Annotated in this window: 15 protein-coding genes and 2 pseudogenes; 5 read left to right on the top strand and 12 right to left on the bottom strand. The window is 35.7% G+C overall.

The window, feature by feature from the left end; genetic code table 11:
* Window positions 1-52: 52 nt before the first annotated feature.
* The gene (locus GJU41_RS03065; protein WP_154317973.1) at window positions 53-1,219 is read right to left on the bottom strand and encodes a MalY/PatB family protein; all 1,167 of its coding nucleotides are present in this window, start codon (window positions 1,217-1,219) and stop codon (window positions 53-55) included.
* Between the two features lie 262 nt (window positions 1,220-1,481).
* Window positions 1,482-1,692 (bottom strand): annotated as a pseudogene (locus tag GJU41_RS24850) (AAA family ATPase); the annotation flags it as partial.
* Window positions 1,693-1,881: 189 nt separating this feature from the next.
* On the opposite strand from GJU41_RS24850, the gene GJU41_RS03055 reads away from it, so the two are divergent.
* The 3 genes from GJU41_RS03055 to GJU41_RS03045 are packed head-to-tail and all read left to right on the top strand — an operon-like array spanning window position 1,882 to window position 3,886.
* The gene (locus GJU41_RS03055) at window positions 1,882-2,364 is read left to right on the top strand and encodes a DUF2975 domain-containing protein (protein WP_154317972.1); all 483 of its coding nucleotides are present in this window, start codon (window positions 1,882-1,884) and stop codon (window positions 2,362-2,364) included.
* A gap of 11 nt (window positions 2,365-2,375) precedes the next feature.
* Window positions 2,376-2,591, top strand: coding sequence for a helix-turn-helix domain-containing protein (locus GJU41_RS03050; RefSeq protein ID WP_017153334.1), 216 nt, complete (start codon window positions 2,376-2,378; stop codon window positions 2,589-2,591).
* Window positions 2,592-2,638: 47 nt separating this feature from the next.
* Window positions 2,639-3,886 carry a DUF4153 domain-containing protein gene (locus GJU41_RS03045; RefSeq protein WP_154317971.1) on the top strand — a complete coding sequence of 416 codons (1,248 nt, stop codon included), beginning with the start codon at window positions 2,639-2,641 and terminating at the stop codon, window positions 3,884-3,886.
* A gap of 632 nt (window positions 3,887-4,518) precedes the next feature.
* Here the strand turns inward: GJU41_RS03045 and GJU41_RS03040 are convergent.
* The 10 genes and pseudogenes from GJU41_RS03040 to GJU41_RS02995 form a co-directional block, all read right to left on the bottom strand.
* Complete coding sequence (locus GJU41_RS03040; protein ID WP_070875080.1) at window positions 4,519-5,439, bottom strand: serine hydrolase domain-containing protein; 921 nt, start codon at window positions 5,437-5,439, stop codon at window positions 4,519-4,521.
* Window positions 5,440-5,504: 65 nt separating this feature from the next.
* Entirely contained in the window at window positions 5,505-5,612 is a 108-nt protein-coding gene (locus GJU41_RS25455; RefSeq protein WP_083328086.1) for a zinc-ribbon domain-containing protein, read from the bottom strand.
* Window positions 5,599-5,805, bottom strand: a pseudogene (locus tag GJU41_RS25450) (zinc-ribbon domain-containing protein); the annotation flags it as partial. The pseudogene GJU41_RS25450 and the gene GJU41_RS25455, both read right to left, overlap by 14 nt.
* Before the next feature lie 840 nt (window positions 5,806-6,645).
* Window positions 6,646-7,077, bottom strand: coding sequence for a hypothetical protein (locus tag GJU41_RS03025; RefSeq protein WP_154317970.1), 432 nt, complete (start codon window positions 7,075-7,077; stop codon window positions 6,646-6,648).
* Window positions 7,078-7,269: 192 nt separating this feature from the next.
* Window positions 7,270-8,067: a hypothetical protein gene (locus GJU41_RS03020; protein ID WP_170292700.1), complete on the bottom strand. Its 798-nt coding sequence runs from the start codon at window positions 8,065-8,067 to the stop codon at window positions 7,270-7,272.
* Entirely contained in the window at window positions 8,048-8,704 is a 657-nt protein-coding gene (locus GJU41_RS03015) for a hypothetical protein (protein ID WP_154317968.1), read from the bottom strand. The genes GJU41_RS03020 and GJU41_RS03015 overlap by 20 nt, the downstream gene beginning before the upstream one ends.
* Window positions 8,704-8,934, bottom strand: coding sequence for a hypothetical protein (locus tag GJU41_RS03010; RefSeq protein WP_154317967.1), 231 nt, complete (start codon window positions 8,932-8,934; stop codon window positions 8,704-8,706). The genes GJU41_RS03015 and GJU41_RS03010 overlap by 1 nt, the downstream gene beginning before the upstream one ends.
* Window positions 8,935-8,950: 16 nt before the next feature.
* Window positions 8,951-9,412: a phBC6A51 family helix-turn-helix protein gene (locus GJU41_RS03005; RefSeq protein WP_170292699.1), complete on the bottom strand. Its 462-nt coding sequence runs from the start codon at window positions 9,410-9,412 to the stop codon at window positions 8,951-8,953.
* Window positions 9,413-9,429: 17 nt separating this feature from the next.
* Entirely contained in the window at window positions 9,430-9,831 is a 402-nt protein-coding gene (locus GJU41_RS03000) for a hypothetical protein (RefSeq protein ID WP_154317965.1), read from the bottom strand.
* Complete coding sequence (locus tag GJU41_RS02995; RefSeq protein ID WP_154317964.1) at window positions 9,812-10,054, bottom strand: helix-turn-helix domain-containing protein; 243 nt, start codon at window positions 10,052-10,054, stop codon at window positions 9,812-9,814. Before GJU41_RS02995 ends, GJU41_RS03000 begins: the two co-directional genes overlap by 20 nt.
* A gap of 616 nt (window positions 10,055-10,670) precedes the next feature.
* Here GJU41_RS02995 and GJU41_RS02990 point away from each other — a divergent pair.
* Both GJU41_RS02990 and GJU41_RS02985 read left to right on the top strand, forming a co-directional pair.
* The gene (locus GJU41_RS02990) at window positions 10,671-10,865 is read left to right on the top strand and encodes a hypothetical protein (RefSeq protein ID WP_154317963.1); all 195 of its coding nucleotides are present in this window, start codon (window positions 10,671-10,673) and stop codon (window positions 10,863-10,865) included.
* A 1,242-nt stretch (window positions 10,866-12,107) separates the two neighbouring features.
* Window positions 12,108-12,374, top strand: a complete 267-nt coding sequence (locus tag GJU41_RS02985) for a DEAD/DEAH box helicase family protein (protein WP_154317962.1) — start codon at window positions 12,108-12,110, stop codon at window positions 12,372-12,374.
* Window positions 12,375-12,769: the final 395 nt, after the last annotated feature.

Raw genomic sequence — 12,769 nt, 5'->3', positions numbered from 1 at the left:
ATGCCCTCCTATCATTTTTCCTCAAATAAATACAAACCCGCCAGCGAAAACGTCAGCAGGTTCCTTCTTTTCCTTTTACAGCAGCTTTCATTCTAAGTAAAGCTTCCGTTAAGACCTCACGAGGACATGCAATATTTATACGTTCAAACCCATACCCGCCTTTACCGAATTTCATTCCTTCATCAAGGCGGACTCTTGCATGTTCTAAAAAGAAATGATGCAACTCTTCATGCGGAATACCCAGATCACGGCAATCCAGCCAAATCAAATGGGTCGCTTCAGGTTTCACCACTTTAATGGACGGTATATTATCTTCTAAAAAGGAACATACGTACTGGAGATTACATTCTAAATAACTTCTTACATCTTGAAGCCAAGGCAACCCTTTATAGTAGGCGGCAATCGTTCCTTCCACAGCAAAAGCATTTGGACGCATTAATCCGTATCCCATTAAAAGCGTTTCATATTTTTCTTTCACTACTTTATTCGGAATAATAAAGATAGAGCTTTGCATTCCTGCAATATTAAATGTTTTGCTGGGGGCTGCACATGTAATCGAAAACATTAAATGGCCGGGATGAACTGTTGCAAAAGGTGTATGTTTATATCCAGAGTAAGTTAAATCTCCATGCATTTCATCTGAAATAACATAAACATCATGTTTCTCGCAAATTTCTCCAATCTTTCGCAATTCCTCCTTGGTCCAAACTCTTCCAACTGGATTGTGAGGGCTGCACAAAATAAATATTTTCGTATTGGGGCGGGATGCTTTTTCCTCAAAGTCTTCAAAATTCATTGTATATGTACCATTAGAATAGATAAGAGAATTACTTAATAATGTACAACCTTGTGTTTCAATCGTTGAAAAGAAAGGATAATATACTGGATCCTGCACGATCACAGCATCACCTGGCTTTGTTAAAGCTTGTAATAATAAATTTATTCCAGGAATAATACCCGGGCTAAAAGAAATCCACTCGCGTTTTAACTCCCAATCGTACTGTGTTTTCCACCAATATTGAACAGCATCATAATAACGTTCACAAAATGTACTATACCCATATATTCCGTGCGCTGCTTTTTGACTTATAGCATTGACTATTTCTTCTGAAACTTGAAAATCCATATCTGCAATGCATAATGGAATCATATCTTGATCCTCTATGTACCATTTAACAGAATGTGTTTTTCTGCGGTCAATCAATTTTTCTAACGGCATCTCTTTTTCTCCTAACTTTCATCTCCTAATGATATTTCATCCATATTATACAAGAATTAAAGAGCTTTTATCCTTTATAACTTGAACTTCTTTATTTTTAAGTCAAAGTAAAAAATCCTAATTCCATCTGCTCCAGAATTTGAGATCAATAACAAAAAAACCACCTCACACAAAATGCGAAGTGGTTTTTCTCTTTAGTATGACCTGTGAGCAGCATTCTGGTCCAGACGGTGAATGAGTCTAAAGTTACCGTTTGTGACTGGTGCATCTCGTCTTTACTGAGTTTCTGAAATTCATGAGCAAAACCAATGCGTGTGCCGTGTGTAAAGCTGGGGATAACGTGCTAACCTTTTTTCAATCCCTGGCATCCAGTTGAATATCATGGCTAAGTCATGTTGATCATAGATGTCACGAAGTTGCTCTAAGTGTTGCAGTTTCAGTCGATCGATTTCATTCACTATAATTAATTGAATCCTTTCGCTGTACAAGTTATAAATTTAATGGTTTAAAGTTATAGAGCATTTCTTTGAATGAGGAATGCTTTTTATTTTTGCTTAACAAAATCTACAATAAATATATTATCCAAATGAATAAAAATTTATTGTAAAACAATAAAATATATATTAAAATCAAAATCAGAATAAATAAGTGAGGTGCTTTTTATGGAAAAAGTAACAACGTTGTTTTTAAAATTAGCTGTTATTCTTTTAGGAGTCCCAGTTCTTGCTCTGTGCATCTTTTTGGTGCCTGAGATGGCGAATCTTGCAGCAAAATTGCTTCCAGAGTTTGCTTTTATAAAATATCTCGTTTTCATCGCTTTTGATGCATCGGCGATACCTTTTTACTTTGCTTTGTATCAAGCTTTCAAACTCTTACGCTATATTGACAAAAATAAAGCTTTCTCCGATTTATCTGTAAAAGCTTTAAAGAAAATCAAATACTGTGCCATCACAATCAGTATTTTGCATGTGCTAGTTTGGCCGCTCTTCTATATCTTTGCGGAAGTAGACGACGCACCAGGAGTTATCTTTGTCGGATTGGTTGTTCCTTTTGCTTCGATGATTATCGCAGTCTTTGCGGCTGTTCTCCAAAAACTTTTACAAGAAGCAATTACTATCAAATCAGAAAATGATTTAACGGTCTGAGGTGAATAACAATGGCAATTATAATCAATATTGATGTGATGTTAGCAAAAAGGAAAATGAGCGTAACAGAACTTTCGGAAAAGGTTGGAATAACAATGGCGAACCTTTCTATATTGAAAAATGGAAAGGCAAAAGCGATTCGATTATCCACTTTAGAGGCAATTTGTAAGGCTTTAGAATGTCAGCCTGGAGATATTTTAGAATACAAAAGTGACGAAGACAGTTAAATGAATCAAGGAAAATTAATATAACAATTATTAGGGGAGGTATAACTATGGACATTAACACTTTGATTATTGAAAATATTGCTAACCCTCATGAGCTGGAGAGAATGTATAGAAAAGACCCGAAAACTTTTAAAAAGGCATTCTCACACGCATGGGAACAAAATCCTGATTCTCAGGTTCTTGGCGTATGGTATGAAAGATTGCATTTCAAGGAGACGGCAAATACAGAAAAATCTTCCTTGCTTCAAAAAGGTTTCTTATTCATGGGCATTTTAGCCATTCTGGCCGGGATTAGCACCAGGATCATTTTCCATTTTGTCGAACAGGAAGCAATTGCTCCAATTAACCTGGCTTATGGAATAATTCCCTTTATTGCTGCCTATTTTGTTTACAATAATACTCCGAAAAAAAGTGTTATTTATTCCCTTGCAGCGTTGTTCCTAATTTCCGGGTTTTATCTTAATATGCTGCCATTAAATTATAAAGACAGTATTATCCTTGCTTATTTACACCTTCCCATATTCTTATGGGTATTGGTAGGGCTTGCATTTACAGGAAATGAATATTCAAAAGGCAGTACAAGATTAGCCTATATTAAATTTAATTTGGAATATTGTATTCTCTATGCCAGCATGGCAGTTAGCGGAATGGTACTAGCAGCATTAACCATGCAGTTATTTAGCTTTGTTGGCTTGAATATTGAAGTCTTCTATTTTAGTAATGTCGTTTTATTTGGTGCTGCCGCTCTCGCTATTGTGGCTGCATACCTGGTATCAATGAATCTTAAACTTGCTAAGAATATTACACCATATATAGCTAAAATTTTTAGTCCTCTTGTCCTGGTCACATTGGTGGTCTATCTTATAACAGTTATATGGGTCGGAAAAAATCCATTCTTGGACCGCAATTTCCTGATAGCCTTCAACGGAATACTCCTTGGCGTATTGGCCGTTACCATATTTTCCATTACCGAGAGCGACTCAGACGAGAAAAAGAACATTTCAGATTATATAAATTTTGCCTTAATTGTTCTTGCGCTTATCATTGACAGTGTGGCTTTGTCAGCTATCATGTTCAGGCTTTCTTCTTATGGGATTACGCCTAATAGACTTGCTGTTTTAGGAGTAAACATACTTATCTGGGCAAATCTAATTTGGATTATGCTCTCCTATATGCGTTTTCTACAAAACAAATCCGGACCTTCAACTATCCAAGATGCCGTTACTAAGTATTTGCCGGTCTACGGACTTTGGGCAGCTTTCGTTACATTTACTTTTCCTATAATTTTTAATTAGAAAGGCTCTGTTAATGTAACGAAAAGCTAATCTTCAATAACGTATAAAATCCTTAGAGCCGATATTATGCAGCTTTTTATACAGAGTTGCATAATATCGGCTTATTTTTCTGCCAGACCTATTTTTTTATATTCCTGGATCAATTTTGACTCTTGCTTCCGTGCGTCCTGTACGTTGTCATATTAACCACAAATCGAAAAGTAACTTTCTAGATTCATCAGTTTTAACAAGCTTTAAGTGATAACTCCCCCTTAAACTTTCCAAATAAATACATCGCATAGACTCCAAAAAACACCCATCCCATAGACTTTCTTGTCTAAGGGACGAGTGCTTAAAACCTGCGGTACCACCCTAGTTACTGATTAAAAGTAGCAGTCTCTTTAAAACCTGTAACGGGGTTTAATCGGCAAGTTTTGGCTTACTCTAAGAAGGAGCTTCGGAACAATCTTCTTCGAAAGACCCTCTCAATCGGTGGAGTCTTTTCCCTGTGCCAGGAATTTATCGTTCGTACTTATTTTCGTTATCAATCTATTATTTGATTAATTACTTTATTTTAGCTTTCTTAAAAAGTCTATTTAATACCTTTATAATTTTTTTTAGAAAGATTCTTTTTTTATCGCTAACGCAGACTTTTAATTTAGGTGACTTTCTATTATTCTCATTGGTCTTAAACTGTCTTCGTAGATATCGCTTGTTATAGTGATGACTGTTTCGCTCTGAGGGACAATGATAATATATTGACCACCGAAACCCAATGCGAAATAGAAGGTGTTCTCTTTTGAAAAGTCCTTATTTCTATCTAGTTTGTTGACCCACCAATGCATACCGTAATAACCGATGTAGTCATATGTCATGAGGTTGGGTTTCGTTGATTGTGAAATCCACTCTGAAGTTACAATCCGTTTTTCATTATACATCCCCTTTTGCAGCATCAACTGTCCGATTTTCTGCATGTCCCCGATTTTCAGGACCAATCCATCTGCACCTTTATGGATGTTCATCTTGTCTTTGTACCATTGATATTCTTTAATGCCTAAAGGAGCAAAGAGGTGTTTTATTGCAAACTCCTCGGTTGTCATGCCTGTCACCTGTTTTATGATGGCAGATAAAATATGGGAGCAGCCGGAGTTATAGTTCATATGAGTTCCGATTTCATGGATTAAGGGGCGGTCTATGACGAACTTTACGATATCACTGTGATAAATCATGGGGGCGAAGCAATTCCATTCCCCGAACTCTGGAAAGTCTAAGCCATCCGTCATGGTAATGATATCTCGCATGGTGAGATACATTTTCCGCTTATCGGGTTGCTGCTCAAAAATTTCAGGGAAGAAATGGTATAAAGGTTCATCAAGGGATGAAAGGTATCCTTTATCAAGTGCAATTCCGATAAGAATGGACATGATGCTTTTAGTACAAGAGTTCAATTTATGAAGTTTATCTTGTTGTTTTCTATTTTTATAATATTCAAAAATTACACTTGAGTTTTGAGAAAATACAACGGCGTTGATTTTTTCTTTTCGTAATTCTTTTTCAAGGATTGAAAAATCCATTAAAATTCCTCCTTTGTTCTTATTTTAACAAATATTGGATATATCCTTTATAATTAATCAAAAATTCAATAAAGAATCCATTCGTGCGTTGGGTGTTTGGAACATTTCCACCAAACCGTTTTACCAGCACCAGCCACAACTTGTTCAGGTGTTACATCGCTATTCTGCTGCAAGCTTAGGGTTTAAGACAGCAAGGTTATTAACATTGGATACCTTTTTATTTATACAACAAGGGCATTTAGCACCTTTGTTGCGAAATCTAATCTCGGCTGTCCAACGATGTTCGGCGTTGTTAGAACAAATCCAACTAGCATTATAATGAGAACCTGGGACATAATCTGTAGACTCTTTTGCGTTTCTCTCATAATCCCATTCTTTTTAAATTTCTGTATTCCAAGTCAAAATCTCCTTTTTCGTTAATGCATTTTCCCCCATATAATAGATTTAGTTACTTGAATAAGAAAAGCATTCATTCGTTATTGAAGTATCGCACCAGTTATTCTTCAAGGTTAGTGTAGTCTATTCCAACTTAGGCTTTATTCTCTGTTCATATTCATCTTTAGAAATGTCCCAGACTTCATAATCTTCACCAAACTTATCTCGAACATCATCTATTGTCACTCTGTTATTTCGCAATCTAATTATGTTGCTATTTAATATGTTAAAAGTTAATAATTATTGTTATATCAATGATTAGAAAAGACCCATTCTTATACGAATTGGTCTGCTAAATTAGTATGCTATTTATGGTGTTTTCCATAAAAACGGAACTACTTACCCAATAAGGATATCCTTCTTCTTATTATTTTCTTATACGATATCATCCTTAATTAATTTTCCGTTTAGCAATATCATCCTCTGGAACATGAAAAGAATAGCATTTCTCTTTGCGTGACCAATTCGTGACCATTACGGAAATTCGAAGCAATTCATTAATAATCACAAAAAAATAAAAAAGCTATAAACCCTTGCATATCAAGGTTTATAGCTTAACTTTACGGATGACCTGTGAGGGATTCGAACCCCCGACCCCTTCCCTGTCAAGGAACGAATAGTCATAATACTTATGTATTCAAAGGGTTAAACACGCTTAAAACGTATAACCACTTCACAATTAACTTTTATTATTTTCATTATAAAGTGGTTGTTATTAAATGTAAAGTAGTCTCTCATTATCACATAATTCTTATTTAGCTTCTTAGAATCTCAAAATCTATATATACCGTTCCGTTCGAGTTCTTCAGACTCGATTGCCCAACGAACAAGTTCTTTTTTCAGACTTGTTATGTCTTTGCTATTATTATCATTCATACAATATTCCGTAATGTAATCCGCTGCAAATTCATCGTTCTGTTCAAATTCAAGGTATTGTAAAAGTGTTTTCATGAAAAAATCACCACTATCTCGGTTTAATAATTCATTACTCATAATATTACCTAAATCATATAGACACTCATTACAGCATTCAGATTTTTCAGGTTCCCACTCTTTGTTATCATGGACATAGTCAGATACATTCTTGTCAATAATATTGTCCAATGACCACAGTAACTCAATTGATTTTATTAAGGTTACTGGAAGTATTTCTTTGTCCAAATCATTAATTTTCCTTATTTGTTTTTCAGATTTACTATTCATTTCATCCCCTCCATAAATAATTATAAGTGTTAAAGGTATAAACTATTTTGCTTAGTTTTTATAATGAGTAAAACAAAAAAAGCCCTTGCAACAATCCAATAAAGGAAAGCTACAAGGGCTAGCATTTTGATTTGACATAACAGTGTGCTGACGTACCATTTAATCCGGGATTACCTACTGTGCAAAACATCATTATATATATTTTTGTTTCTTTCCTTCTTCTACTATTGAAAACAGTTCATAAGGTATCTTATCACCAGTCATAACACCGCTGACCAATGTTTCAGGAATCGCAATGTCTTCAACTGTTAAAGGAACATCTTCAGTTTGCATAGAAAGTTTGTCAGACATAGTTTTTGTGTAGCTTATACCTGCATCTTTCAAGTGTTTAAAAATCAAATCATCTGCATACATCAGTTCTGCATAGTCCCCACGAAGTTTAGTCAACAGTTGCAGCTGCTGATGTTTCAACTGCTGAAGTTGATACGCCTTTACCTTCACTTCTTCTGCCTTTTCCTGAACGTATGAATCTGTCAGTGAATCCATTTTGCCAACTATTCGTAAAATCTCTTCTTTTTTGTAAGTTCGCAAGGTATCAAGTTCATGCCCTAAATCTCTGACCGAATCTTCTAATGGCATCAACTTTTCCTTTTCATCCTTCAGCACAATTTCCGTAACCATTTTGTTTCTGTACCTTGTCTGCACTTCAGAAACTTTGCTGTACGCCTTCTCATAAAGAAGGACTGCACGTTTGTACTCAGCTTCTGTATTGGTAATCTTGGCATCGTATGCCTGTACAGTTTCAATTAGTTCAAGCTTCAAGGTTTCCATGCGGTTGATAGGCTTCTTTTCATCTTTATTTGATAAATTGAACAACCAAGTTAAAACACGCCCAATATGATGCATAGTTTCACTTCCCCAAAATTGATAAAAAAAATAGCTGACACGATAAAAGTGCCAGCCAAATGTATCAAGCTTCAATTGCTTCAAGTAAATCCTTTGGAATATGCCCACGCTGATAAGCCGCAAGCACTTCTTCCTGTGATACATTAATGAACTTTCTTCCTATACTTCCTTCAGGTGCAAGAAAGAGACCATCAGCACCCGGAACCATCCGAAGGTTATAGTATGTTAATCCAAGTTCTTGTTCTAAAGACCCATGAAATAAGTGGTACTGCGTAATAGGCTTCACTTCTTCAGCAACTTCAGTTATTGCCTTCAGGTAATCAACCTTCAACTGCCTTAATTTTTTGTTTTGCTTAATAAATTCAACAAAGCATTCTTTTTCATAATCATCTGCAATTATTTTCACTTCCTGCAAAAGCTTATGAATTTCTTGCGTTTCAAGCAAATCAATATCAGTGACCTTTTTTTCAGCAACTGATAGGATTGATTTTTTATCATCAAAAATTTTCTTTTCAGCCTGATAAGCTTCAAGACTTACAATGTTGAGTACATAGGACTTGTAAGTTTCCTTCAGATTTTCTTCACCTTCAGCAATTTCTGCTTTCAACTTAATAACTTCCCCTTCTGCACGTTCCAATGCTTCTGCATAATCAGCTTTAATGTCCTGGTGTTTCTTGTGAAGGGTTGCCATTTGTTCAACTGCTGTTTTCTTCTTCGCCATTACTGATTGCCACCTTTCCCATCAAATCTTTCTGTTAACTGCAAAACTGCCGAAGCAAGCATTTCAATATGCTTCTCCATTTGTTCAGGTGTCATAGCTTCCTGCTTACCACCACGAATATCAATGTTCTGCACGTTGCCAGCTTCAGCCTGTTTGGCTGCTTCCTTTGCCTGACGTTCAGCAGCTTGTTTTTTTACGCCTTCTAAAATATTTAAGATTGCACTTGCCATAGTAATCATTTCCCCTTTAACTTCGTAGTCTCGCAAGTAATGCGGCTTTTTTCTCTTCAACAGTTCTATGAGTATCGGTTGAAGTAGTACCTTCTTTATTCAGTCCAAGCTTTTCGGCTTGCAGCCTAGCGTCAGCGGCAAAAACGTAGCCAAAAACTTCAGTAAACATTTTCATTTCTGATGTTGAAACACTTGCTTTATCAGCAAAGGAAAGAATTTTTTTCTTCATTTTCTTGACAGCTGCAAGTTCATCTTGCGGTATCAAAACATCAGCCATTTCGTTAACAAATGTATTAAATTCAGGTTTTTCAAGCCATTCGTACCAAGTCTTGCTGCTGATACTATGTTTTTGAAACAAACTATTCAGTGTAAAACCTTCTGAAAGTCTGTTAGTCACGTAGTCTTTTGCAATTGTCACTTGCCTAGCATCAATACCCGCGGGAACCGGTATATCATGAATTGTTTTTTCCTTTTCCATTTTCATCTTCCGTCCTTTCAACTGACAAATAGCTTTTCGTAGGTAACAGTATTGTTACGCAATGGCCGCCACTGGTCTATTTTTGTTTTTGTGTAATCCTGATACAGATTTGTGTTCATTATGGAACTGACAATCTGTAATGAACGGTTCACATTTGGTTGTCTTCTTCCTAGTTCCCGCTGCAATTCTTCAAGGTCAGCGATTAGTTTGGCCTTATACTGTTTACCACACTTCTTATACGTCACTATATGGCTGTGGTCTTTGATGCTGGTAAAAGGTACTTGAAAGGTAAACACTTCAGTTCTCCCCAGTTCAATAGTTTCTGAAAGAAGTACATTCAGCATTGCTTTGTTTTCCTGAAATGTTGAATTGACCAAACACCGTTCAACATACTGAATGTTAGAAAGTATTTTTTTCATTGGCCCGCCCCTTTCCTAGTTCATGAAGTATGACCATATCTGTTTCAGTCACCCCTTCTGAATGGAAAGCACGTTTGATGTCCATTTCCACTTCCTTCTTTAAAGGAATGCTGCCAGCTTCAAGCAATGCTATATACGCTTGCGTTTTCCCGATTCTTTCCGCAATTTCAGCCTGCTTCAAACCGAATACAAGACGAATCTTTTTAATTAAATTCTTGTCCACTTTTTTACCCCTATCTTTTTAATAAAATATAAATAGTTAGTAAAAGAAAAAGGACACCGGAAAAATCCAGTGCCCCATTCATACCCATCCTTCTATGCCCCGTCAGGCTTAAACCAAAAGTCCAAAACGTCCAACCATGAAACCATACAATTTAGAAATAATTTTTATTTGCAAGTCAGTCTGATATCCAAACTAAACTTGTCTATATATAGGGTATCTCGAATCACCCAAAAGTAAGACAAAATATTAATTCACTGATAAGGAGGACTAGCTATAATCACATCAAACCTTACTTGCAAAACACAAAAAATAATCGCATAATGGAATTAACATAAGTAAACTTATAACATACAAAAAGGACTTAAAGTGTCGGCAAACACCTTAAATCCTTCTGCAATTATTGAACCAAATTGATTATGCAAATAACGACAGTAAGCAAAGCACACACTGCAATGACAGTATCCTTGTCCAATTTTCTCACCACCATTCACAATCAAGAAAGTCTGTGTACTCGGCAAAGTGCATAGGCTTTTTTGGTATAAATCTATTATAAAACATTGTTGGACAAGATACATGGGGTAGCCCATCATTTTTTCATCAAAAAAGGGGTGTATTTATGGCTGAAGAAGAGAAAATTCATGATTCATTACTAGAAATTGAAAAGGAATTGAAGGAACTTTCTGCACTGATGCATGAAGGTTTTTCAAGGGTTGAAGCCCGGTTTGATAGGATTGAATGCACCCTGTCCAGAATAGAAAAAAGTTTAAAAACAACTGTAGAGTTAGTGGACAAAAATATTTCATGTGATTAATCTGGTCACGTTCTTTTTGAGTTTTGACCATCAAAATCGGATGTTACCCTTGCTGATACCACTGAAAAATGCAGGCAGGCAAAATTAAAGTATGTATTATCAAAGGGCTTAATTGCAGGGATTTAAGGGGCAGCCCACCCGTATGGTGCTTAATCCCTTATTTGAACAACAATTGAATATTAATATTCAAAAATAAACTATTTCCGTTTCTTCTTACACAATTACTGCATCTTCAATGGTAAATGTCACTTCGTATAAATCAGTCACTCACTTCATTCAATCATTCATTCACCGTAACCACAATTCAAGCTGTAATGCTTCACGTTCTTCTATGTAATTCTTTAACCTTCTGGGATATAGATTGACCAATCATAAATCAGTAGCTGAAACTATCATAGAAGCTATCTGAATAAGTACAGTTATTCTCTCCAATGTTCCATGTGGAACAAATGTTCCGTTCGGATGATGACATATTCCATCATTTACACACTTTGAACACACTAATAACTGATGATAAATAGATACCACTTGTATGCTTCCAGCTTCCCCTGTATTATCCTGTACATAGCCAGGATTACCACAAACTATTCCCTGCTGCTTATTCAGCACCCTGCCCGCTTTATGTGAAGGATATCACCCCTGTTATTTAAATAGTACCCCGCCCTTTCGATTCTATGTGGCGGGTAGTGAGTAATTTTTCTTATGCACATTCGTGTATTGAATATTCAAATACAGTTGACATAATCAAGCTTATGGGTAGTTGTTATCTATGCACATGCTGAATAAATCTAGTAATACCAACGGTTTGACAACCCCCTATTTACTGTACGTTATTATAAGATATACAGTATTTTATACATTGCTGATATATCAACGTTTCTAATACTTTTTAGAAATGTTTCATCAGTGTAGAATGAATAAACTGACAATTCACGAAACTTAGTTTGCATAAATCAGTCAACCACTAAAGTTACCTTAAGTATATTGATGATACAGGAATTGAAAAGGCATCGTATTGACACTACCGTCAAGTAAAATTACTTTACACTTTTTCCTTTCCCGTACACCAGCTTCATTATGTACCCATTCTGACCGTTCCCCGCTGCTATAAAACCCATTATCTCGTCACAATTCTGTCACATTTATCCACTAGTAGTACAAATTAACCATTTCTTAACATCAACTACATACCTACTTTTCATTTGAAAATTACCATTATATGTATCGAAAGGAGGTGTTACGGTGTTTATTCTACAATTCATCAACTCTCACAACCAACAAGTAATAAAAGAAGTCAGATACGAATCACAAAAGCAATGTCTATGGATGATAACTGATTTTGAAGCAAGTAAAGGTGAAGAATGCTTTATCTTTGATGATGAACATAGAACAATTTCAGCTGTATATGAATCAAATGAAATGACAGTTGAAGGAAATGATACGTTCTACAAGCTATTCTTCAAAGCAAGTTTAGCAGAAAAGCAAGTGCCTATACGGTACCCCAAATAATACATATGGTGAACTGGCTAATGTGCTGGTTCGCTTTTTTACTTAAATCCGGTCTTCAAGCTTCGCTGCTTCTCGAACCTGACGGTTCTCCAAGCCACTTCAAAAACAACCCTTCCATTCTGAAAATAATTCTGACACACACCTTTTCAGCATTATTTATAAATCCTTTTGGTTTTCTTCTTAATAGTGCGTGTTTAAAAAAGTCGTGGTTTTCGGCTTTTTTAGACCGCAAATCTTTTGTCCTTGTCTTTTGCCTTATTACTTTTCAGCGTGTCTTTCTATTAATGTCTATGATATTAATAGGTGGAGTGTAAAAATAAAAAGCCTGAATAATTCATAATACTCCTATTCCCTTCAATATACTTCGTTTTACTCCGTTTTTCAAACGTTGTAGG

The sequence above is a fragment of the Metabacillus idriensis genome, from assembly GCF_009674765.1.
Lineage (GTDB): Bacteria > Bacillota > Bacilli > Bacillales > Bacillaceae > Bacillus_P > Bacillus_P idriensis.
This window is presented reverse-complemented; position numbering and strand designations above follow the sequence as displayed.